Source organism: Streptosporangium sp. NPDC003464 (assembly GCF_053588315.1).
This window is the reverse complement of the sequence record NZ_JBSFPS010000177.1, coordinates 1-20,942: the sequence shown is the minus strand read 5'-3', so window position 1 is coordinate 20,942 and position 20,942 is coordinate 1. Positions and strand designations below refer to the sequence as shown.

General features: G+C 73.3%; 20 protein-coding genes and 2 pseudogenes. 6 read left to right on the top strand and 16 right to left on the bottom strand.

The annotated features are described in order from the left end of the window. Positions 1 to 755 (bottom strand): VOC family protein (locus tag ACWDS7_RS31740; protein ID WP_451932244.1); only part of this gene is annotated, 755 nt, incomplete at its 3' end. 180 nt (positions 756 to 935) lie between these two features. On the opposite strand from ACWDS7_RS31740, the gene ACWDS7_RS31735 reads away from it, so the two are divergent. The 3 genes and pseudogenes from ACWDS7_RS31735 to ACWDS7_RS31725 form a co-directional block, all read left to right on the top strand. Further along, a complete protein-coding gene (locus tag ACWDS7_RS31735) occupies positions 936 to 1,844 on the top strand; it encodes an ABC transporter ATP-binding protein (protein ID WP_306868880.1) in 909 nt (302 codons plus the stop codon). Positions 1,845 to 1,887: 43 nt separating this feature from the next. Continuing rightward, positions 1,888 to 2,655, top strand: coding sequence for an ABC transporter permease (locus tag ACWDS7_RS31730; RefSeq protein ID WP_370879721.1), 768 nt, complete (start codon positions 1,888 to 1,890; stop codon positions 2,653 to 2,655). Between the two features lie 157 nt (positions 2,656 to 2,812). Beyond that, positions 2,813 to 3,364 (top strand): annotated as a pseudogene (locus tag ACWDS7_RS31725) (glycosyltransferase family 39 protein); the annotation flags it as partial. Positions 3,365 to 4,170: 806 nt separating this feature from the next. Here the strand turns inward: ACWDS7_RS31725 and ACWDS7_RS31720 are convergent. Then, positions 4,171 to 4,218: pseudogene (locus ACWDS7_RS31720) on the bottom strand (hypothetical protein); the annotation flags it as partial. A gap of 56 nt (positions 4,219 to 4,274) precedes the next feature. On the opposite strand from ACWDS7_RS31720, the gene ACWDS7_RS31715 reads away from it, so the two are divergent. Further along, the gene (locus ACWDS7_RS31715) at positions 4,275 to 5,192 is read left to right on the top strand and encodes an EamA family transporter (RefSeq protein WP_306868877.1); all 918 of its coding nucleotides are present in this window, start codon (positions 4,275 to 4,277) and stop codon (positions 5,190 to 5,192) included. A gap of 145 nt (positions 5,193 to 5,337) precedes the next feature. On the opposite strand, the gene ACWDS7_RS31710 is transcribed toward ACWDS7_RS31715, so the two are convergent. The 14 genes from ACWDS7_RS31710 to ACWDS7_RS31645 all read right to left on the bottom strand — a co-directional run bounded on the left by ACWDS7_RS31710 (position 5,338) and on the right by ACWDS7_RS31645 (position 18,963). Continuing rightward, entirely contained in the window at positions 5,338 to 6,018 is a 681-nt protein-coding gene (locus ACWDS7_RS31710; protein ID WP_306868876.1) for a GntR family transcriptional regulator, read from the bottom strand. An 11-nt stretch (positions 6,019 to 6,029) separates the two neighbouring features. After that, positions 6,030 to 6,956 carry an ornithine cyclodeaminase family protein gene (locus ACWDS7_RS31705; protein WP_451932243.1) on the bottom strand — a complete coding sequence of 309 codons (927 nt, stop codon included), beginning with the start codon at positions 6,954 to 6,956 and terminating at the stop codon, positions 6,030 to 6,032. Continuing rightward, positions 6,953 to 8,032: a proline racemase family protein gene (locus ACWDS7_RS31700; protein WP_451932242.1), complete on the bottom strand. Its 1,080-nt coding sequence runs from the start codon at positions 8,030 to 8,032 to the stop codon at positions 6,953 to 6,955. The genes ACWDS7_RS31705 and ACWDS7_RS31700 overlap by 4 nt, the downstream gene beginning before the upstream one ends. 13 nt (positions 8,033 to 8,045) lie before the next feature. Continuing rightward, on the bottom strand, positions 8,046 to 8,753 hold the full coding sequence (locus ACWDS7_RS31695) for an ABC transporter ATP-binding protein (RefSeq protein WP_370879720.1): 708 nt from the start codon (positions 8,751 to 8,753) through the stop codon (positions 8,046 to 8,048). After that, positions 8,746 to 9,513, bottom strand: coding sequence for an ABC transporter ATP-binding protein (locus tag ACWDS7_RS31690; RefSeq protein ID WP_306868872.1), 768 nt, complete (start codon positions 9,511 to 9,513; stop codon positions 8,746 to 8,748). The genes ACWDS7_RS31695 and ACWDS7_RS31690 overlap by 8 nt, the downstream gene beginning before the upstream one ends. Then, positions 9,510 to 10,478, bottom strand: a complete 969-nt coding sequence (locus tag ACWDS7_RS31685; RefSeq protein ID WP_306868871.1) for a branched-chain amino acid ABC transporter permease — start codon at positions 10,476 to 10,478, stop codon at positions 9,510 to 9,512. The genes ACWDS7_RS31690 and ACWDS7_RS31685 overlap by 4 nt, the downstream gene beginning before the upstream one ends. After that, entirely contained in the window at positions 10,475 to 11,368 is an 894-nt protein-coding gene (locus ACWDS7_RS31680; protein WP_306868870.1) for a branched-chain amino acid ABC transporter permease, read from the bottom strand. The genes ACWDS7_RS31685 and ACWDS7_RS31680 overlap by 4 nt, the downstream gene beginning before the upstream one ends. Next, positions 11,365 to 12,537 carry a branched-chain amino acid ABC transporter substrate-binding protein gene (locus ACWDS7_RS31675; protein WP_306868869.1) on the bottom strand — a complete coding sequence of 391 codons (1,173 nt, stop codon included), beginning with the start codon at positions 12,535 to 12,537 and terminating at the stop codon, positions 11,365 to 11,367. The genes ACWDS7_RS31680 and ACWDS7_RS31675 overlap by 4 nt, the downstream gene beginning before the upstream one ends. A 167-nt stretch (positions 12,538 to 12,704) precedes the next feature. Continuing rightward, the gene (locus ACWDS7_RS31670) at positions 12,705 to 14,087 is read right to left on the bottom strand and encodes an aldehyde dehydrogenase family protein (RefSeq protein ID WP_306875666.1); all 1,383 of its coding nucleotides are present in this window, start codon (positions 14,085 to 14,087) and stop codon (positions 12,705 to 12,707) included. A gap of 5 nt (positions 14,088 to 14,092) precedes the next feature. Further along, positions 14,093 to 15,094 (bottom strand): proline racemase family protein, encoded by a 1,002-nt coding sequence (locus ACWDS7_RS31665; protein WP_306868867.1) that lies wholly within the window; start codon positions 15,092 to 15,094, stop codon positions 14,093 to 14,095. A gap of 121 nt (positions 15,095 to 15,215) precedes the next feature. Further along, positions 15,216 to 16,109: a dihydrodipicolinate synthase family protein gene (locus ACWDS7_RS31660; protein ID WP_306868866.1), complete on the bottom strand. Its 894-nt coding sequence runs from the start codon at positions 16,107 to 16,109 to the stop codon at positions 15,216 to 15,218. Positions 16,110 to 16,115: 6 nt separating this feature from the next. Further along, positions 16,116 to 17,489, bottom strand: coding sequence for an FAD/NAD(P)-dependent oxidoreductase (locus ACWDS7_RS31655; protein ID WP_306868864.1), 1,374 nt, complete (start codon positions 17,487 to 17,489; stop codon positions 16,116 to 16,118). After that, a complete protein-coding gene (locus ACWDS7_RS31650) occupies positions 17,486 to 17,824 on the bottom strand; it encodes a (2Fe-2S)-binding protein (protein ID WP_451932241.1) in 339 nt (112 codons plus the stop codon). The genes ACWDS7_RS31655 and ACWDS7_RS31650 overlap by 4 nt, the downstream gene beginning before the upstream one ends. Then, complete coding sequence (locus ACWDS7_RS31645) at positions 17,821 to 18,963, bottom strand: NAD(P)/FAD-dependent oxidoreductase (protein ID WP_451932240.1); 1,143 nt, start codon at positions 18,961 to 18,963, stop codon at positions 17,821 to 17,823. The genes ACWDS7_RS31650 and ACWDS7_RS31645 overlap by 4 nt, the downstream gene beginning before the upstream one ends. A gap of 210 nt (positions 18,964 to 19,173) precedes the next feature. On the opposite strand from ACWDS7_RS31645, the gene ACWDS7_RS31640 reads away from it, so the two are divergent. Together ACWDS7_RS31640 and ACWDS7_RS31635 are read left to right on the top strand one after the other, a co-directional pair. Then, positions 19,174 to 20,163, top strand: a complete 990-nt coding sequence (locus ACWDS7_RS31640; RefSeq protein WP_451932239.1) for a COX15/CtaA family protein — start codon at positions 19,174 to 19,176, stop codon at positions 20,161 to 20,163. A gap of 67 nt (positions 20,164 to 20,230) precedes the next feature. Next, the gene (locus ACWDS7_RS31635; protein WP_451932238.1) at positions 20,231 to 20,911 is read left to right on the top strand and encodes a SanA/YdcF family protein; all 681 of its coding nucleotides are present in this window, start codon (positions 20,231 to 20,233) and stop codon (positions 20,909 to 20,911) included. Positions 20,912 to 20,942 lie beyond the last annotated feature (31 nt).

Here is a 20,942-nt window from a genome sequence, read left to right as displayed (position 1 = left end):
GCTTGAACACCAGAGTCAGCCCGCACAGGATGAGAGCCAGCCCGCAGGTGCCCACCGCGATGGCGGCCAGCGGCACGATCACCTGCGCGTCGAAGTGCCGGTCCCCCGGGGGCCGGCGTCCGGGGCACGATCACGGTGGCGCCGAGTTCTTCGGCCCTCGCCACGGCGGCCTCGACGTCGGCGGTCGCGAAGCAGGCCAGCCGGCGCGACCGCGCGCCCGGCGGCGGCCACGGGCCCGCCTGCGCCGTCCCGGCGACGGAGTGCCCGTCCACCGCCCACTCCGTACGGTGCTCGTCCACCGCCCACTCGGTGCGGTGCCCGTCCACCGCCTGCCACTCCGTACGGTGCCCATCCGCCTGCCACTCGGCGCGGTGCCCGTCCGCCGCCTGCCACTCGGTGTGGCGCGCGCCCGCGGCGCCGCCGTCCCTGACCTCCCAGCCGAAGACGGCCGGGTGGAAGGACGCGCACGCGGCGGTGTCCTGGGGGACCGGCCCGTTCCAGGCGAGGGCGCCGGGCTCGGCGGCGGGGTGGACGCTCCAGGCCGAGAGCGCGCCGTCGCCGAGGCTCGGCCCGATCCCCGCGACGGCCTTCCCTCCCAGCGTGAACCGCCCGCGTCCGCCGGACTCCGGGCGGGGGTCGAACACCGCCTCCCAGCCGAAGATCTCCCGGTAGAACCTGACCGACAGGGTGACGTCGCCACTCGACAGCTCGGCCCAGCACGGGACGCCGGATCCACAGCCGCTCCGTTCGGACACGCCGAACCTCCTCAAGTCGTGATTCGGTATGGACTCAGCGTTACATGGGCGGCATGAGGCGCCTGGCGGCCGATCAGCGACCTTGGCGGGATCCGCCCGAAGCCTTTTACCGGGCATGGGGGGCTCCCAGGGGCCGGTCCGGGGATCTGACCGGCCGGTACAGTCCCTAAACTCGTGGCCATGGAATCCCCAGCCGTCGAGATCATCGATCTGGTCAAGAGATACGGCCGAACGACGGCGATCGACGGCCTCAGCCTCAGCGCGGCCCGTGGCGCGGTCACCGCGATCCTCGGGCCCAACGGCGCGGGCAAGACCTCTACCATCGAGATCTGCGAGGGGTTCCGCCGGGCCGACGACGGCACCGTGAACGTGCTCGGCCTGGCCCCCACCCACCCGGAGCTGCGGGCCAGGGTCGGGGTGATGCTCCAGGCCGGGGGCGTGCCCCCGGCGATGCGCTGCGGGGAGTGGCTGCGCCTGATGGCCCGCTTCCACGCCAACGCGCTGGACCCGGCGGCGCTGCTGGAGCGGCTCGGGCTGACCGAGCACGCCCGCACGCCCTACCGCAGGCTCTCCGGCGGCCAGCAGCAGCGGGTGTCGCTGGCCGCGGCCGTCATCGGCCGGCCCGAGCTGGTCTTCCTCGACGAGCCGACCGCGGGGCTGGACCCCCAGGCCCGGCACGCGTGCTGGGAGCTGGTCGGCGACCTGCGCGCCTGCGGGGTCGCGGTGGTGCTCACCACCCACCACATGGACGAGGCGGAGAAGCTCTCCGACCAGGTCGTGATCATCGACCACGGCAAGGTGGTGGCCGAGGGCACCCCGTCCTCCCTCACCGGCGCCGAGCGGCAGCTGCGCTTCCGCGCCCGGCCGGGGCTCACCCTCGACGAGCTGCTCACCGCCCTGCCCTCCGGCAGCGCGGCCAAGGAGTCGCCGTCCGGGCACTACATCATCGAGGGGCAGGTCGGCCCCGAGCTGCTGGCGACCGTGACGGCCTGGTGCGCCGCCGAGGGCGTCACCGCCGACGACCTCAGCATCGAGCGCCGCACTCTGGAGGACGTCTTCCTGGAGCTGACCGGCCGGGAGCTCCGATGACCCTTCGCCGAGCACGGCTCGAGCCAGACCGCAGGAGAGCACAGTGACGACCCTGGACCTGACCCCCGCCCCGGGGGCCGCGCCGCTGCCCCGGATGGTGCTGGCGCAGACGGGGGCGGAGATCCGGGCGATGCTCCGCAACGGCGAGCAGCTCCTGCTCACGATGATCATCCCGGTGCTGCTGCTCGTGGGGTTCTCGGCCGCGCCGCTGGTCGACGTCGGCGGCGGCTCCCGGATCGACTTCGTCACCCCCGGCGTGCTCGCGCTGGCCGTGATGTCCACGGCCTTCACCGGGCAGGCCATCGCGACCGGTTTCGAGCGCCGCTACGGCGTGCTGAAGCGGCTGGGCGCGACCCCGCTGTCGCGGACCGGGCTGATGCTGGCCAAGACGCTCGCGGTGGTCGCCGTGGAGGTCATCCAGGTGGCCGTCATCAGCGGGGTGGCGCTCGCCCTGGGCTGGAGCCCCGCGGGTTCTCCCCTGGCCGCGCTCCTGCTGGTCCTGCTGGGCACCGCCGCCTTCAGCGGGCTCGGCCTGCTGATGGCGGGCACGCTCCGCGCCGAGGCTACCCTCGCCGGGGCCAACCTGGTCTTCCTGGTCCTGCTCGGCTGCGGCGGTGTGATCTTCCCTCTGTCGAAGTTCCCCGGCTCGGTGCAGCCGGTGCTCGAACTGCTGCCGATCTCCGCCCTGGCCGGCGGGCTCCGCTCGGTCCTGACCGGGGGCTCCGGCCTGCCGGTGGCCGCGGCGGCGATCCTGGCGGGGTGGGCCGCGATCTCGCTCCTCCTCACGTCGCGGACGTTCCGCTGGGAATGATCCCGGAACCTTTGGCATCTTCTGCGCAATCATTACCCGGACATCCCACCTGAAATGATCAATAGCCTCTAGCATCCTCCTAGTGATCATCACCGGAGTGCGGTCCTCGCGCGTGCCGGCGACACGACACCGGGGGCGGATCTGGCCGGGCCTGGTCATGGGGCTCGCCGCGACGGTCGTCGCCGTCGCCGGCTCGTCGGCTGCCTCCCAGTCCTCCGACGAACTGGCCACCCTCAGCGCGGCGCGGCGGAGCGCGGCGGGGCTGTGGGAGCTGGCCCAGCACATCGACGGGCACTTCCTGCCCTACTACGCCTTCATGCACCTGTGGCTGGGGCTCGGCCAGGCCGAGTGGTGGCTGCGGCTGCCCTCGGCGGTCGCGACGGGTGTGGCCGCGGCGCTCGTCACCGACCTGGGGCGGCGCCTGCACTCCCTGCCCGCCGGGGTGACGGCCGCCGCCGTCTACGGGCTGCTGCCGTCGGTCTCCTACCACGGGCAGAACATCCGCCCCTACGCCTTCGCGGCCGCCGCCGCGGTGCTGGCCGCCTGGGCGCTGCACCGCGCGGCCGGGGAGCCGGGGCGGCGCGGCGGCTGGCCGGGATACGCCGCGGCCGTCGCGCTGCTCGGCTGCACACAGGTGCTCGCCCTTCTCGTGCTCGCCGCCCACCTGCTCGCCGTGGCGCTGTACGGCCGGGCCGTCCTGGCCAGGGCGCTGGCCTGCACGGCCCTGGGATGCGTGCCGGGGGCCGTCTGGGCCGCGGTCGGCCTCGGTCAGCGGCACGCGATCAGCTGGATCGAACTGCCCGGACCGGCGGTCCTGCTGACCCTGCCCAGGACGGCCGGGGGCACCGCGCTCGCGGGCTACGTCCTGCTGGCGCTGGCCTCGGCCGCGCTGCTCCTGCCGCGCCGGCACCGCGTCCCCCGGCTCTGGGTCACGCTGCTGGCCGGTTGGGCCCTGCTGCCGCCCGTCCTGCTGTTCGGCCTGTCCCACCTGCTCTCCCCCGTCTACGTCGAGCGCTACCTGTTCGCCACGGTGCCCGCCTACGCGCTGCTGGCCGGCCTCGCGCTCGCCTCGGCGCCCCGCCCGCTCGCCGCGCTCGCCCTGGCGGGCGCCCTGGTCGCGGGGCTGCCGGGGCAGCTGCGGCTCCGTCAGGAGAACGGCCACCAGGAGAACTTCCCCCGGGCCGCGCGGATCGTCTCGGGCAACGCCCGGCCCGGCGACGCGATCGTGTACGCGGGGTCATGGCTACGGGCGGGGATGCTCCGCTACGGTGGGCGGGGCCTGCCCGACGACGTGCTGCTCGCGGGCGCCACCCCCCTGCCGGAGTCCTTCAACTACCCCGAGCACGCCGACGTCACCGCCGCCCTCGGCGGGCGGGAGCGGGTCTGGGCGCTCTGGCGGGGCACCGGTGCGGCGGTGGGCGCGGGCGGCGACAGGCTCGGCGCGCTGGCCCGGGAGGGGTTCGCCCTGGGCCGGGCATGGCATGTGGGACGGGTGCCCGGCATGACCGTGGCGCTCTACACCCGCCGGCCGATCTCGCATCGCGGACACCACTCGGAGAGACGGCCTCCGACTCGGTAAGGTGTGAAAGACTATTTGGCACCTGTCGCGAGGGAGTCTCATGACCGCCGAAGCCCTGCACGGGCCGGCCGAGCCGTACAAGCCGGGACTGCCCAGGCCGGGAGCGCTGCTGAGGGCCGCCTCCGACGCCATCCCGCCGTCCGGGCTGGTGCTGCTGGCCATCCTGTCGGTCCAGGTGGGTGCGGGATTCGCCAAGGACCTGTTCTCCCAGCTGCCGCCGAGCGCGGTGGTGTTCCTGCGGATCGCGATGGGCGCGCTCATCATGGGGGTGGTCGCCCGGCCCCGGCTGAAGGGGCTGACCCGCGTCGACATCGGGCTGGGAGTGGCGTTCGGCGTGACGCTGGGCGTGATGAACCTGTCGTTCTACGAGGCGCTGGCCCGGCTGCCGATGGGCATCGCGGTGGCGATCGAGTTCCTCGGCCCGCTCGGGGTGGCGGTGGCCGCCTCGCGCCGCCGGCTGGACCTGCTCTGGGTCGCGCTGGCCGGGTCGGGTGTGGTGCTGCTGGCCCCCTGGGGGACGGCGGCGTCGCGGATCAGCTGGGCCGGGATCGCCTTCGCGCTGGTCGCGGCGGTCTGCTGGGCGGGCTACATCCTGCTGTCGGCCGCCGTCGGTCAGCGCTTCCCCGGCACGACCGGGCTCTCCTTCGCGATGATCGTGTCGTTCCTGCTGATCGCCCCCGTGGGGATCGGCACCGGCGGCGCCGACCTGCTCCGGCCCGAGCTGCTGCTGATCGGTCTGGGGGTGGGCCTGTTGTCGTCGGTCATCCCCTACTCGATCGAGCTGGAGGCCCTGCGCAGGATGCCGAAGCAGGTGTTCGGCATCCTGATGAGCCTGGAGCCGGCGGTGGCCGCGCTGGTCGGCCTGCTCGTCCTGGGCGAGGTGCTCCAGGTGCGCGAGTGGGCCGCCATCGGCTGCGTGGTCATCGCCAGCGTGGGCGCCACCCGCGGTTCCCGCTGAGGCGGCCCCGCCGAAGCAGGCCGGGCCCGCCGAAGCAGGCCGGGCCCGCCGAGGCGCGGGCCGGCCACCTGCGGGGACGGCGGGCGCCGGGACGCGGGCGGCCCCGGCGAGGACGGCGGGCACCGGAGCGGGCGCCGGGGGCGGACTACTCCGCCTTGCTGGCCCAGATCCCCCGCACGTGCTGGATGTGGTTGCGCATCAGCCGCTCGGAGCCGCCGGTGTCGCCCGCGGCGAGCAGCTCGAGCAGGTCGAGGTGCTCGCGGGCGGAGTCGACCAGGACGCCGCGCGCGTAGAGGGCCGACAGGCCGTACAGGCGGGCCCGGTTGCGCAGGTCGCGCACCACGTCCACCAGGTGGGCGTTGCCCGCCAGCGCCAGCAGCTCCACGTGGAAGCGGATGTCGGCGTCGACGTAGGCGAGCAGGTCGCCGCGCTCGGCCGCGTCGACGATCTGCTCGGCCAGCGGGCGGAGCGGCTCGAAGCTCTCGGCGCGGGCCCGGTCGGCCAGCCGCGCCACCGTGGGCACCTCGATGAGCTGGCGGATCTCGGTGAGCTCGTCCAGGTCGCGGTCGGACAGCTCGGTGACCCGGAAGCCCTTGTTGCGCACCGCCTCGACCAGGCCCTCCTTGGCCAGGTCGAGCATCGCCTCGCGCACCGGCGTCGCGGAGACCCCGAACTGGGCGGCCAGCACCGGCGCCGAGTAGACCACTCCCGGCCGCATCTCACCGGTGATCAGGGCGGCCCGCAGCGCGTGGGCCACCTGCTCCCGCAGGCTCTGCCGCTCGCCCACGACCGGCAGGTCGAGCCGGTCCTCCGCCGAAGGGACCATTCCCTCGCCTCTCATCTCACTCGCATCCACGCCTCGTAGGCGGCGGCCGCCACCACCAGGTCCTCCCACGCCATGCCGACGCTCTTGAACACCCGGGGCCCCGGGCCGCGGGGCACGTTGCCGGCGACGAGCTCCCCGAGGTTGCCGGCGAGGTGACCAATGGTGATCGTACCGTTCCGCAAGGGGATGATCAGGTCTCCCGCTTCGGCGAGGGCGGCGCTGCGGGCTTCGACGACCACTGTGGCACGCGCGACGAGATCGTCGTCGATCTCCCGGGCGTCCGGCTCGTGGGAGCCGACCGCGACCACGGTCGCGTCCTCCCGAATGAGCCTACCGTCGAAGAGGGGGGTCCTGGCGGTCGTACAGCAGGCGATCAGGTCGGCCTGGCCGGGATCGGCCACCGTGTCGGCCCGCAGGCCCTCGGCGGCGCACCGGTCGGCCAGGGCGCGCGCCTTCGCGGCGTCCCTGGCGATCACGCTCACCCGCCGCACCGGCCGGACCGCGCGGAACGCCGCCACGTGCCCCCACGCCTGCGGCCCCGCGCCGAAGACCGTCATCTCCGAGGCGTCCGGCTCGGCCAGATGCCGTACGGCCAGCGCGGAGACCGCGGGGGTGCGCAGCGAGGTGAGCGCGACGCCGTCCAGCACGGCCAGCGGGGCCAGACTCTCCCCGTCCATGAGCAGGTAGGTGCCCTGGATCCGCGGCAGCCCGCGCGAGGGGTTGCCGGGCACGACCCCGGCGATCTTGATCCCCGCGTAGCGGCCCCACGCCGCGGGCATCAGCAGCAGCTGCCCGGCGGGGACCTCCACGACGGGCCGGCGCGGGGTCTCCTCGGGGTCGAGCCCGGCGCTCAGCGCGTCCTGGAGCACCTGTACGGCCCGCGCCATCGGCACCAGTCCGCGCAGGGTCTCCCCGTCCAGGTAGGGCGGCGCGCTCACCGGAGGGTGAACCCGGTGCCGACGGGGTCGCGCGGGTCCAGGCTGAAACTGTGCTCCCCGGTGCGGTAGGCCATGCCCTCCACCTCGGGGACGACCCCCTCCTCGGTCACCTCGGCCACCCAGGCGCGGAAGGAGGTCCCCACGATGCTGTCGTGGGTCAGGGTGCCGGTGAAGCCGTCGGCGTGCAGCAGGGCCAGCCGGGCGGCCGTGCCCGAGCCGCAGGGCGAGCGGTCCACCTCGCCGTCGGCGAAGACCGTGACGTTGCGCTGGTGGCCGGGGCCCAGGTCGTCGTAGAAGATGACGCCGTAGATCCCGGAGAGCCGGTCGTCGGCGGGGTGCCGGGAGGAGGGGTGACCGGCCAGGGCGGCCTTCACCGCCCGGCCGAGCGCGATCAGCTCGGTGAGGTGCTCGGGCGCCACGCTCAGCCCGAACGCCGCGGCCGGGACCGAGGCGTAGATGGCTCCGCCGTAGGAGATGTCGACCTTGACCCCGGCGAGCCGCTCCGGGCCGGTCCCGGGGTGCGGAACGGGACCGGCGCCCTCGGAGGAGGGGCCGGTACGGCCCGGCGCGTCCGGGCCGGTGGCCGCCGGGGCCGGGCCGGTCCCGGACGGCGGGCCCAGCTCGACGTCCCGCGCGAGCACGTAGGACGGCACGTTCCGGAAGGTGACGGCCTCGATCCTGCCCGCCGCGCAGCGGACCCGGGCCGTCACCCGGCCGGAGGGGACGTCGACGACGACGTCGGTCTCCCCCTCCGGATCGGCCTTGACCAGGCCGCTGTCGACGGCGTAGACCCCGAGCGCGATGGTGCCGTGGCCGCAGGCGGTGGAGTAGCCGTCCTTGTGCCAGAACAGCACGCCGAGGTCGGCCCCGGCGTCGTCCGGCGGGACGAGGAAGCAGCCGTACATGTCGGCGTGCCCGCGCGGCTCGTGGCAGAGCAGCCGCCGCACGCCGTCGATGTCCGGGGCGCCCGCCGCCTGGCGGCGCTCCAGCACCGTGCCGCCGGGGATGTCGGGCACCCCGGCGGTGACGATCCGGAACGGCTCGCCGCCGGTGTGGTAGTCGATCGTGTGAATCATCTCTTCCGTCCTGTCAGACCCCGCCGAGATATGCCTCGACCACCCGGGCGTCCTCGCGCAGTTCGGCCGCGGGGCCGTCCAGCACGCACTCGCCGTTCTCGATCACGTAGCCCCGATGGGCGATCTTTAGCGCGGCGGTGGCGTTCTGCTCGACCAGCAGCACCGAGGTGCCCTCGGCGTTGATGTCGGCGATCAGCTCCATCACCGAGGCGACCACCAGCGGGGCCAGGCCCATGGAGGGCTCGTCCAGCAGCAGCAGCCTGGGGCCGGTGACCAGCGCCCGGCCGATGGCGAGCATCTGCTGCTCGCCGCCGGACAGCGTGCCGCCCTGCTGGGCGCGCCGCTCGGCCAGCCGGGGCAGCAGCCCGTAGACGCGCTCGATCCGCTTGCGGATCTCCGCCTGGTCACGGACCAGGTAACCGCCGAGCTGCAGGTTCTCGTGCACGGTGAGGGTGCTGAAGACCCTGCGGCCCTCGGGGACGTGCACCAGGCCACGCGCGGCGATCTTGTGGGGCTTCTCCCGGGTGACCTCGCGCCCGTCGAAGACGACCTTTCCGGCGGTGGGGCGCACCAGGCCGGAGACCGCCGACAGCGTGGTGGTCTTGCCCGCGCCGTTGTTGCCCAGCAGGGCGACGATCTCCCCCGGCGAGATGGTCAGGGACAGGCCGCGCAGGGCGTGCACCCCGCCGTAGTGGACGTCCAGTCCGTTGATCTCAAGCATGGGCGTCACTCCCGAGATAGGCCTCGATGACGGCCGGGTCCCGGCGGACGTCCTCGGGGCGGCCGTCGGCGATCTCCTTGCCGAAGTTGAGCACGACCACGCGTTCGGAGACCTCCATGACCAGGCCCATGTCGTGTTCGATGAGCACGATGGCCACGCCCAGCGCCTGGATCCGGCGGATCAGGTCGAGCATCTCGGCCTTCTCGCCGTGGTTGAGCCCGGCGGCGGGCTCGTCCAGCAGGAGCAGGTCGGGGCGGCGGGCCAGGGCCCTGGCGATCTCCGCCAGCCGCTGCTCGCCGTAGGGGAGGTTGCGCGCCTCGCTGTAGCGGTCGCCGCGCAGGCCGACGAAGTCCAGCCAGTGGTGGGCCTGCTCGGTGCACTCGCGTTCGGAGCGGCGGTAGCGGGGGGTGTGCAGCAGGGCGTCGAAGACGCTCTGCTTGAGCCACAGGTGGGATCCGGCGCGCACGTTGTCCAGGACCGACAGTTCGCCGAACAGTCGCAGGTTCTGGAACGTCCGCGCGATGCCGAGCCCCGCGATCGCCGACGGCTTCAGTCCCCGCAGGCTCTTGTCCCGCAGGGTGATCCGGCCCGAGGTGGGACGGTAGAAGCCGGTGACGCAGTTGAAGGCCGATGTCTTGCCCGCGCCGTTGGGCCCGATGACGGAGACGATCTCCGCCTCGCCCACCGAGAACGTGAGCCCGTCGATGGCCACCAGCCCGCCGAAGGACAGGCGCAGATCCTCCACGGTCAGCAGGCTCACGAGACCTCCTTGGAACGGGCGGGCCACAACCCCTGCGGGCGCAGGAGCATGACGATGATGAGGAGGACGCCGAACAGGAAGAACCGGTAGTCGGCGAGGTCGCGGAGGAATTCCGGCAGGAGGCTGATCACGACGGCGCCGATGACGACGCCGGGGATCGAGCCCATGCCGCCGAGGACGACGGCCATCAGGACCAGCGCGGACGAAAGGAAGGTGAAGCTGTTGGGAGAGATCGCCGACAGCTGGGCGGCGGACAGGACCCCCGCCAGACCGCCCCAGACGGCTCCCGCGATGTAGGCGGCGAGCTTGACGCGGTAGGTGTTGACGCCCATGGCCTCGGCGGCGTCCTCGTCCTCGCGGACGAAGCGCCAGGCCCTGCCGATGCGGGAGCGGCCCAGCCGGGCCGCGCCGAGGACGGCCAGGGAGACGATCACCACGGTCACGTAGTAGAACGCCACCGGGCTGTCGGTCAGGGACGGGATGCCGTAGATGCCCGAGGGGCCGCCGGTGACGTCCAGGTTGTTGGCGGTGATCCGGATGATCTCACCGAAGCCGAGGGTCACGATGGCGAGGTAGTCGCTGCGCAGCCGCAGGGTCGGCGCGCCGATGATGATCCCGGCGATGACCGTGACCACGATGACGGCGGGCACGGTGACCAGCAGCGGCAGGTCCAGGCGGGTGGACAGCACCCCGCTGGTGTAGGCGCCGACCGCGAAGAAGGCCACGTAGCCGAGGTCGAGCAGGCCGCAGTAGCCCACCACGATGTTGAGGCCGGAGGCGAGCATCACGAAGATGGCCGCGGTGGTCATGACCGACAGCGCGTACGGCGTGGCGTCGACGAACGGCGCGAGCAGCGCGATCAGCAGCCCGCCGAGCCCGGCCCACCGGTTCTGCAGCAGCTTCGACGCCCGGGTCGGGGGCTTGTCGGTGCCCAGCCGTCGGGTCTTCGTCGTCGTGCCGGTCATACGCGCTCCGTCACACGTTCGCCGAGCAGGCCGGTGGGCCGCACGGTCAGGAACAGGATCAGCACGCCGAAGGTGAACACGTCGCGCCACTCGCCGCCCAGCCAGAACGTGCCGAACGACTCCAGCAGCCCGAGCAGCAGGCCGCCGAGCATGGTGCCGGGGATGTTGCCGATCCCGCCGATGACCGCGGCGGTGAAGGCCTTGAGCCCGATCAGGAAGCCCATCAGGAAGTCGATCTTCCCGTAGTAGGCGCCCGCCATCACCCCGGCGGCCCCGGCCAGGGCCGAGCCCAGGAAGAAGGTCCGGGAGATCACCGCGTTGACGTCGATGCCCATCAGCGAGCTGGTGCGCGGGTCGAGCGCGATGGCCCGCATGGCCCGGCCCTCGCGGGTCCGGGTGATCAGCAGGTTGAGCCCGATCATGAGGACCACGGCCACGCCGATCAGCACGAGCTGCTGGAGGGTCAGCCGGGCGCCCAGCACCTCCATCGAGGTGCCGCCCAGGCGGACCGGGTAGACCCTCGGGTCGGCTCCGGCGGCGGCACGCATGCCGTACTCCAGGGCGAAGGAGGCGCCGACCGCGGTGATGAGCAGCGACAGCCGGGGCGCGCGGCGCAGCGGCCGGTAGGCGATCCGCTCCAGCGCCACCCCGGCCAGGCCGGTGAAGACCATGGTGGCCAGGAGCACCGCCAGCAGCAGGGGCAGCGCCATCGAGGAGGACACGCCACCGACCGCGCCGAGGACGGCGAAGCCGATGAACGCGCCGAGCATGTACAGGTCGCCGTGGGCGAAGTTGAGCAGTTTGATGATCCCGTAGACCATGCTGTAGCCCAGCGCGACCAGAGCGTAGAACGACCCGACGAACAGGCCGTTCCAGACGAGCTGTGTCATTTGAGGGAGTCCTGCAGGGCGAACTTGTCACCCTTGACGACGAGGACCTGGAAGCCGCCGCTGGACAGGGTGTGCTCGGGGGTGAACTTCAGCGGCCCGGAGAACATCGAGAACCCGTCCATCCCCTCCAGGGCGGCGATGACCTTGGCGCCGTCGGTGCCGCCCGCCTTGGTGACCGCCTCGGCGGCCAGCCGCACCGCGTCGTAGGCCTGGTTGGAGTAGGGGCCCGGCTCGGTGTCGTACTTCTTCTTGTAGGCCGAGATCCAGCCCTCGGCGCCTTCCAGCGTGTCGGGGGTCTGGGTCATCGTGGCGTAGACGCCCTCGGCGGCCTCGGCGCCGGCGATCTCGATCAGCTTGGGCGAGACCGAACCGTCGCCGACCATGATGGAGCCCTTGTAGCCGGCCTGGCGGAGCTGGCGGGCGATCAGGCCGCCCTCCTGGAAGTAGCCGGTCCAGTAGACGAAGTCGGGCTTCTTGGCCAGCACGTTGGTGACGTTGGCGCTGTAGTCGCTCTCCTTGGGCGTCACCGTCTCCACGAGCACGGACTCGGCACCGCCGGGGGCGTCGAGCAGCGACTTGGTGCGCAGCGCGATGTCCTTGGAGTAGCTGGTGTTGTCGTGCATCAGCACGACGCTCTTGGCGCCCTGCTTGGCGATCCACTTGTCGGCCGCACCGGCCTGCTGGGAACCGGTGCCGTTGATCAGGAAGACGTGCTTGAGCTTCTGGTCGACCAGTTCCTGGGAGTTGGCCGCCGGAATGATCATCGGGATGTTAGCCTTGCCGAAGATGGGCAGGGTAGGCAGGGTCGCGCCGGAGCAGTATCCTCCGACCGAGATGTCCACACCCTCGGTGACCAGCTTGTTGGCTCCGGCCGCCGCGGACTGGGCGTCGCAGGCGTCGTCGGCGGTCTTCAGCTCCAGCTTGCGCCCGAGGACCCCGCCCTTGGCGTTGATCTCGTCGAGTGCGAGCTGGGCGGCGTTGCTCATATAGGGACCGATCGCGGCCTCGCTGCCCGACTGGGGGATCAGCATGCCGAGGACGATCGGGTCGTCTGCCTTGGCGGCCGTGTCGCCACCGTCACCGCCGCCGAGCAGTCCCTGGCCACATCCGGTGACCAGGAGGCCGACAACGGCCAGCGAAGTGAAGGACTTCAGGGGGATGGCACGCATCTGCGGCTCCTCACAGCTAATGATATGTGACATTGCATTAGGTGGGCAATGTTCACGTCAAGGCCCGAAACAAGACCGTTAACCTTCGCACACCTTTTCTTTGCCTAAGGTGCGGATACGTCAAGGGGCACCCCCGGCCGGGGGTGCCCCTTGACGTACGGCGTGCCTCAGCCCGCCGGGCTGATGGTGATCGTGTGGGTCGAGGTGTAGAACTCCTGAGCCGCCTTGCCCTGCTCCCGGCCGCCGTAGCTGGAGTCCTTCTCCCCGCCGAACGGCAGGTAGAAGTCCACCCCGCTGGTCGGGGCGTTCACCTTGACCAGGCCGGTGTCCAGCCGGGCGCTGAGGTCCAGGGCCCGGTCCAGGTCGCTGGTGTAGACGGCCGAGGCCAGGCCGTAGCGGACGCCGTTGGCCAGCGCCACCGCCTCGTCCACCGAGGCCGCGTCCTGGACCACGCAGATCGGCCCGAAGACCTCCTCGCAGGCGAGCCGGTGGTCGGCGGGCAGGCCGTCCACGACCGTCGGCTCCACGTACCAGCCGCCGAGCCCGCCCTCCTGGAGGCTGTGCACGGCCCGGCCGCCGGTGAGGACGCGGCCGCCGGCGGCGACCGCGTCCGCCGCCGCGTCCACGACCCGGTCGCGGGCCGCCTCGTCGATCAGCGGGCCGACGGCGGTGCCGGGGTCGGACGGGTCGCCGAACCCGAGCTTGGCCACGGCCGCGAGCACGGCCTCGCGGACCTCCTCACCGTTGCCGACCGTGATGATCCGCTTGGTGGCCGTGCACTTCTGCCCGGCGAAGCCCATCGCCGCCGCCGCGATCTGGGCGGCCGCGGCCTCCAGGTTGGCGTCCGGCAGCACGATGCTGGCGTTCTGCCCGCCCATCTCGGCCTGGACCGGCACGCCGCGCCGTACGGCCGCCTGGCGGACCAGGGCGCCCACGGAGGCCGATCCGGTGAAGGAGACCACGTCGGCGGCCTCCACCAGCGCGGCGCCCTCCTCCGCGTCGCCGGGCACGACCTGGAACTCGTTGAGGTCCAGCAGCTCGGCCAGGCGCAGCGCGCACGCCAGCGCCTGCGGGGCGGGCTTGAGCACGACCGTGTTGCCGAACGCCAGCGCGGGCGCGGCCTTCCACAGCGGGATGGCCAGCGGGAAGTTCCACGGCGTGATCAGCCCGGCGACGCCGAGCGGCCGCCGCCGGGTGAACAGCAGCCCGGCGCCCGACGGCTCGTGGAGCGCGCCGGCGGGATCGAACACCTGCTGGGAGTAGTAGCGCAGGATCGACACCGAGCGGGCGACCTCGCCGCGCGCCTCGGTGATCGGCTTGCCGACCTCGCGGACCACCAGGGCGGCCAGCTCGTCGGCCGCCCCCTCCAATGCGTCGGCGGCCCTGGCCAGCGCCGCGGCCCGCGCGGCGGCGTTCCTGGAGGCCCAGTCGTGCTGTACGGCCTGCGCCAGCCGCACGGCGGCCTGGACACCCGCCTCCCCCGCCGCGGGGAAGGACGCGACGATGTCGGCCGGGGCGTGCGGAGAACGGCTCTCGATCAGACTGATCACGTTTGTCAAAGCAGGAAACCTTCGGGGAACGGGTCACGGGGGTCGAGGAAGTATTGAGCGGTGCCGGTTACCCATGCCCGCCCGGTGATGGTCGGAACCACCGCGGGCAGACCGGCGACCTCCGTCTCCTGGACGAGCCGCCCGACGAACCGGGTGCCGATGAACGACTCGTTCACGAAGTCGGCGCCGAGGGCCAGCTCGCCCCGGGCGTGGAGCTGGGCCATCCGGGCACTGGTGCCGGTGCCGCAGGGCGAGCGGTCGAACCAGCCGGGATGGATGGCCATCGCGTGCCGCGAGTGCCGGGCGTCGGACCCGGGGGCGGTGAACTGCACGTGGTGGCAGCCGCGGATGCCCGCGTCCAGCGGGTGGACGGGCTCGTCCTGCTCGTTGATCGCGTCCATGACGGCCAGGCCCGCGTCGAGGATCTCCTGCTTGCGCGAGCGCTCGAAGGGCAGGCCGACCGCCTCGATCGGCAGGATCGCGTAGTAGTTGCCGCCGTAGGCCAGGTCGTAGGTGACCTGGCCGATGCCGGGCACCTTGACCGTGCGGTCCAGGCCGACGCTGAAGGAGGGGACGTTGGTGATGGTCACCGCGGTGGCGGCGCCGTCCTCGACCCGCACCTCGGCGACGACCAGCCCGGCCGGGGTGTCCAGCCGGATGGTGGTGACCGGCTCGACGACCTCGACCATCCCGGTCTCCACCAGGACGGTGGCCACGCCGATGGTGCCGTGACCGCACATCGGCAGGCAGCCGGAGACCTCGATGTAGAGCACGCCGTAGTCGGCGTCGGGCCGGGTGGGCGGCTGCAGGATGGCCCCGCTCATCGCCGAGTGGCCGCGCGGCTCGTACATGAGCAGGGTCCGGATGTGGTCCATCTCGGCCAGGAAGTGTTCGCGGCGCTCGGCCATGGTCGAGCCGGGGATGACCCCGACCCCTCCGGTGATCACCCGGGTGGGCATGCCCTCGGTGTGGGAGTCCACCGCATGGAAGACCCGTTTCGTCCTCATTGATACTCCTTACGGGGGGTGCACTCCCTTTTTACGGGGGGTGCACTACCTTTCGAACCCGTGGCGGGGCGCACCCAGCGGTGCGCCCCCTGCGGGATGAAGACGGCCGGCCGCCGGGCGCCTACCGCAGACCCTCGGCCAGGACCTTCTCGGTGGCGGCGCGGACCGCGGCCTCCTCCTCCGGCACCAGCGGCAGCCGCGGCGGGCGGCACGGGCCGCCCCTGCGCCCGGCCAGGTCCATGGAGAGCTTGATGGCCTGCACGAACACGGTCTTGGAGTCCCAGCGCAGCAGCGGGTGCAGCGCGCGGTAGAGCGGGAGCGCGGTGGTCAGGTCCCCGGCCAGGGCCGCCCGGTACAGGGCCACGCACGACTCGGGCAGCGCGTTGGGGTAGCCGGCCACCCAGCCGACCGCGCCGGCCAGGGCCAGCTCCAGCAGCACGTCGTCGGAGCCGATCAGCAGGTCCAGGCCCGGGGCCAGCTCGGCGATCTCGTAGGCCCGGCGGACGTCGCCGGTGAACTCCTTGACCGCCACGATGAGGCCCTCGGCGTGCAGCCGGGCCAGCAGCTCGGGGGTGAGGTCGACCTTGGTGTCGTAGGGGTTGTTGTAGGCCACCACCGGCACGCCCGCCTTGGCCACCTCGCGGTAGTGCTCCACCACGGTCCGCTCGTCGGCCCGGTAGGCGTTCGGCGGGAGCAGCATCACCGCCTGGCATCCGGCGTCGCGGGCCTGCTCGGCCCAGCGGCGGGCCTCGGCCGCCCCGTAGGCGGCGATCCCCGGCATGACCCGGTCGCCGCCGACCGCGGCGACCGCGGTCTCCACGACCTTGGCCCGCTCCTCGGGCGTCAGCGTCTGGTACTCGCCCAGCGAGCCGTTGGGCACCACACCGTCGCAGCCGCCGGCGACCAGCCACCGGCAGTGCTCGGCGTAGCCGTCGAAGTCGGCCGAGAGGTCCTCGCCGAGGGGCAGCGCGGTGGCCACCATCACGCCGTGCCAGGGTTTCACGCGGGTCGTCATCACAGATCATCCTTCCAAGGGGGTTCGGGTCGGCGCGGCGAGGTCGCCGAGCCGGACGGGCTGGGCGATCGGGCGCCGGGGGGCCGTGGGCGCCTCGCCGGCGAGGCATGCCACGGCATAGCCGCACATGCGGCCCTGGCACCAGCCCATACCGGGGCGGGCCAGCAGTTTGACGGAGCGCGCGTCGGTGGCGCCCAGGTCCTGGGCCTGGCGCACGGCCGACAGGGGCACCTCCTCGCAGCGGCAGACCAGCGTGTCGTCGCGGAGCCACCCCTGCCAGCCGGGCCGTACCGGATATGCCTCCAGCAGTGCCCGCGCGAAGGCGGCCAGGCGGTCCCTGCGCCGGGACAGGCCCGGCTGGGGCGGGACGCGGCGGCCCAGGTCCGCGGCGGCGCTGCGGCCCGCGATACGCCCCTCGACCTCGGCCAGCACGGCGCCGCCGACGCCGGTGGACTCCCCTGCCGCGTAGACGCCGGGCACGCTGGTGCGCAGGCCCCCGTCCACGGTCACGACGGGGCTGCCGTCCACGTCGGCGCGGGTCGCGCAGCCGAGCTGGACCGCCAGTTCGAGCTGGGGGACGAAGCCGTAGCCGTAGGCGAGGGTGTCGCACTCGACGGTCCTCGTCGAGACCGGCCGCCAGGCGGAGTCCAGTTTCGCCACGGTGACGTGGGTCAGCGCGTCCTCGCCATGCGCCGCGATCACCGCCTGGCGGCCGTGGTAGGGCACCAGGTGGCGGGCCAGGCTGACGCCGTACCCGAGGGCCTCGCCGGCCTTGCCCGCGGCCAGCAGCGGGTGCCGGGCCAGCCCGAGCCGGCCGTTGGCCTCGTAGACGCCGCGCACGTCCGCGCCGGCCTCGGCCAGACCGGCCGCGACCGGGAGCAGGAAGGGGCCGGTCCCGGCGACGACGACCTTCCGGCCCGCGACGACGAGGTTGCCCTTGAGCAGGGCCTGCGCCCCGCCCGCGGTCAGCACGCCGGGCAGGTCCCAGCCGGGGAAGGGCAGGGGCCGGTCGTGGGCGCCGGTGGCGATCAGCAGCCTGCGCGCGGTGACCGTGCGGGGCCGCTCCTCGCGGTCGCCCTCCAGGCACCGTACGGTGACCGTCGCCTCGGCGCGCTCCAGCGCCCAGACCCGGTGGCCGAGCAGCGTCTCGGCGCGTCCGCGGAGCGTCTCCCACTGCCGGGTGAACCTGTCCAGGCCGTGGTGGAGAGCCCCGGGCGCCCCGGCGTTGAAACCCTCCGGCAGGTGCCGGAAGTACTGGCCGCCCGGTCTGGGCGCCGCGTCGATCAGCACGACGTCCAGCCCGGCGAGGGAGGCGGTGAGCGCGCCGGCCACCCCGGCCGGGCCCGCGCCGATGACGGCGAGGTCGTGGACGTGGCTCACCGCTCCCCCACCGTCTCCGTGCCGTCGCCGGGCCGCTCGCCCGGGCCGTCGTCCGGACGGGTGCTCACCAGGTCTCCGGGCCGGGCCTCGGTCAGGCAGGCCCGCAGGGACGGCACGCCGTTGACCGTGACCAGGCAGTCGAAGCAGACGCCGATGCCGCAGAACAGCCCGCGGGGGCGGCCGCCGATCCTGGTGGTGCGCCAGGCCCGGATGCCCGCGCCGTGCAGGGCGGCGCCGATGGTCTGGCCGGGGACCACCGGGACGGGGGCGCCGTCCACGCTGATCTCGAACTCCGGCTCGGGCCGCGCCCGCACGAGACCGTACGGCTGCTTCATGCGCGTTCCTCCTTGAAGCGGTCCGGGCGGAAGGGGGTGAGGTCCAGGTCGGGGCGGAGGCCGGTCAGCGTCTGGGCGATCAGGTGGCCGGTGGCGGGGGCCAGGCCGATGCCCGCGCCCTCGTGGCCGCAGGCGTGGTGGAGCCCCGGAGCCCGGGGGTCCTCGCCGATCACCGGCAGGTGGTCGGGGCAGTAGGGCCGGAAGCCGCAGTAGGCCCGTATCGCCCTGCGCTCGGCCAGCGCCGGGAACAGCTCGACGGCCTGGCGGGCGAGGCGCTCCAGGACCGGCACGGAGACCGTGCGGTCGAAGCCGACGCGCTCGCGGCTGGCGCCGATGAGCACCGGCCCCGACGGGGTCCCCTCCACGACGGCGGAGGTCTCCAGGCCCTCCGAGTCGCTGGCCACGTTGGTGACGTAGGCGGCGGTGTAGACCTTATGCCTGACCAGCGGCTTCTCGAGCGGCTCGGTGACCAGGATGAAGCCGCGCCGGGGCAGGACCGGGACGTGCACCCCGGCCAGCGCGGCCACCTCGCCGCCCCAGGTCCCGGCGGCGTTGACGACGGCTCCGGCGAGGATGTCGCCGTGGTCGGTCGTGACGCCGGTGATCCGGTCGCCCGCGCGCAGGAAGCCGGTGACCGTGACACCGGTGCGCAGCATCAGGGTGCCACCGCCGAACAGCTCGGCACCCCGCCGGATCAGCCTGGCCGCCGCCAGCATGGGCTGGACCTGGGCGTCCTGCGGGTAGAAGACCCCTCCGGCGAAGCCCTCCGCCAGATGGGGCTCGTAGTCGTTGAGCGCCTCGGGGGCGACCACCACGTGTTCGACCGCCTGCTTGGCCGCCAGGCCGGTCAGCGCCTCCAGCACCGCGCCGGTCTCGGCGACCACCAGCCCGCCCTTGGGCTCGAACTCGAACCCGCCGGGCTCGGCCAGCTCGCGCCAGAGGCCGTTGGAGAGCAGGGCGAGGTCCAGCTCGGGGCCCGGCTCCTTGTCGGAGACCAGGACGTTCCCCTCCCCCGCGCCGGTCGTGCCGCCCGCCACCGGCCCGCGGTCGACGACGACCACGTCCAGCCCGGCCCGGGCCGCGTAGTACGCGCACGCGGCTCCGACGACTCCGGCGCCGATCACCACCACATCCGGCATGACTCACCTCGCTCCCCGCGACTTGATCCAGCAGTACTATGTCACATACTGTTAACCAGATCAATCGGGCCCCGCCCCCGTCCCTCCAGTTCAGCCCTCCCATACCCGGCGACCTATGGGGCAAAGCCGGGCGTACACCGACAGATCATCATGGGTCAGGCGGATGGGCCAGCGACGGGACCGCCACCACCGCCGCCTAACATGTGAGCCGTGAAGCACCTCCTTGACCAGGCCCGTCGGCATGCCGTGAACCTGTCGCAGACCCTGTGGTCCCCGACGCCCGTCACCCTGCGGCGCTGGGCGTGGGCCGCGGTGGCCGCCAACGCGGGCATCACCGTGACCGGCGCGGCGGTCCGGGTCTCCAAGTCGGGGCTGGGCTGCCCGACCTGGCCCAGGTGCACCCCCGACAGCCTGCTCCCGACCGCCCACGGCGAGATCTCGCCGATCAACATGGCCGTCGAGTTCGGCAACCGGCTGCTGACCTTCCTGGTCCTGGCCATCGGCCTGGCCTGCCTGGTCGCCGCGCTGAGGCTGCTGCCGCGCCGCCGTGACCTGGTCCGCCTGGCCTGGCTGCAGCCGATCGGCGTGGCCGCGCAGGCGCTCTGGGGCGGCCTGGTCGTGCGCAGCGTGCTCAACCCGATCACCGTGAGCGTGCACTTCCTGATCTCCATCGGCCTGATCGCCGCCTCCTTCGCCCTCTACGCCCGTGCCAAGGAGGGCGACGCCGCGCCGGAGCGGGTGGTCCACCGCGACATCCGCACGCTCGGCTACGCGCTCATCGCCGCGGTGGCCGTGCTGCTCGTCGTGGGCGTGGTGGTGACCGGCACCGGACCGCACTCCGGGGACGAGATGGCCTCCCGCTTCCCCTTCGACATCGAGACCGTGGCCAGGATCCACGCCGACGTCGTCTACGTCGTGGTCGGGCTCACCTTCGCCCTGCTGTTCGCGCTGCACGTGACCGACGCGCCCGCCGCCGCGCGGCGGGCGGCGCTGACACTGCTGGCCGTGGAGCTGGCCCAGGGGGTCATCGGCTACGTCCAGTACTTCCTGGCCGTGCCCGCCTTCCTGGTCGGCCTGCACGTGTTCGGCGCGACCCTGGTGTGGATCGGCGCGCTGCGGACGGTGTACGCCCTGCGGTCACGGGGCCCGCTGGGCGCCCCGGCCGGCCGCCGGGACATCCGCGACTCCGTCGCCGCCTAGCCGTACCCCGCCCGCCGCGCGGCCGGGCGGGCTCGACCGCGCCCCGCGCAGCCGGGACAATGATCCGATGCCGCTGTCACGTAGAGTCCTCCGGCGCTCCTACCAGGGAGCCGTGCTGTTGAGCGTGCTCGCGATCGCCCCGCTGACGTGGGCCTGGCTGGCCAGTTCCGGGCACCGGGCGGTCGCCGACTCCTCCCCCGGCTGGGTGCGCGAGGTCCCCCCGGCGCCGGTGGCGCTGGTCCTGGGGGCCGGGGCCTGGCGGAACACCCCCTCCCCCATGCTGGCCCGGCGGCTGGACATCGCCGCCGAGCTGTACCGGGCGGGCCGGGTGAAGGCGATCCTGCTGTCGGGTGACAACAGCCGGGCCGACTACGACGAGCCCACCGTGATGCGCGACTACCTGCTCGCCCGCCGTGTCCCCGCCGGCGCGCTCGTCCTGGACTACGCCGGCTTCGACACCTGGGACTCGTGCGTACGGGCCCGCGACGTGTTCGGGGCCACCCGGCTGACCGTGGTCACCCAGGTCTTCCACCTGCCCAGGGCCGTCACGCTGTGCCGTACGGCGGGCCTGGACGCCTTCGGCGTCGGCGACGACTCGGCCAGGCGGTGGGCCTCCACCTACCTCTACGCCTCCCGCGAGTTCCTCGCCTCGGCGAAGGGTCTCCTCGACTCGGTGGTCCTCGACTCCGCCCCCGTCTTCCCCGGACCGCGCGAGACCGCCCTCGACACCGCGCTCCGGCGGGGCTGAGCCCCCGCCGCGCGGCGGGCGGTCGAGCTGG

What these genes read in the sequence shown, in the direction of transcription:
- ACWDS7_RS31650 (WP_451932241.1), bottom strand. Translation starts at nt 17,824, where the DNA reads ATGAAGCAGCCGTACGGTCTCGTGCGGGCGCGGCCCGAGCCGGAGTTC.
- ACWDS7_RS31665 (WP_306868867.1), bottom strand. Translation starts at nt 15,094, where the DNA reads ATGAGGACGAAACGGGTCTTCCATGCGGTGGACTCCCACACCGAGGGC.
- ACWDS7_RS31710 (WP_306868876.1), bottom strand. Translation starts at nt 6,018, where the DNA reads ATGGTCCCTTCGGCGGAGGACCGGCTCGACCTGCCGGTCGTGGGCGAG.
- ACWDS7_RS31660 (WP_306868866.1), bottom strand. Translation starts at nt 16,109, where the DNA reads ATGACGACCCGCGTGAAACCCTGGCACGGCGTGATGGTGGCCACCGCG.
- ACWDS7_RS31735 (WP_306868880.1), top strand. Translation starts at nt 936, where the DNA reads ATGGAATCCCCAGCCGTCGAGATCATCGATCTGGTCAAGAGATACGGC.
- ACWDS7_RS31680 (WP_306868870.1), bottom strand. Translation starts at nt 11,368, where the DNA reads ATGACACAGCTCGTCTGGAACGGCCTGTTCGTCGGGTCGTTCTACGCT.
- ACWDS7_RS31695 (WP_370879720.1), bottom strand. Translation starts at nt 8,753, where the DNA reads ATGCTTGAGATCAACGGACTGGACGTCCACTACGGCGGGGTGCACGCC.
- ACWDS7_RS31715 (WP_306868877.1), top strand. Translation starts at nt 4,275, where the DNA reads ATGACCGCCGAAGCCCTGCACGGGCCGGCCGAGCCGTACAAGCCGGGA.
- ACWDS7_RS31635 (WP_451932238.1), top strand. Translation starts at nt 20,231, where the DNA reads ATGCCGCTGTCACGTAGAGTCCTCCGGCGCTCCTACCAGGGAGCCGTG.
- ACWDS7_RS31675 (WP_306868869.1), bottom strand. Translation starts at nt 12,537, where the DNA reads ATGCGTGCCATCCCCCTGAAGTCCTTCACTTCGCTGGCCGTTGTCGGC.
- ACWDS7_RS31700 (WP_451932242.1), bottom strand. Translation starts at nt 8,032, where the DNA reads ATGATTCACACGATCGACTACCACACCGGCGGCGAGCCGTTCCGGATC.
- ACWDS7_RS31685 (WP_306868871.1), bottom strand. Translation starts at nt 10,478, where the DNA reads ATGACCGGCACGACGACGAAGACCCGACGGCTGGGCACCGACAAGCCC.
- ACWDS7_RS31645 (WP_451932240.1), bottom strand. Translation starts at nt 18,963, where the DNA reads ATGCCGGATGTGGTGGTGATCGGCGCCGGAGTCGTCGGAGCCGCGTGC.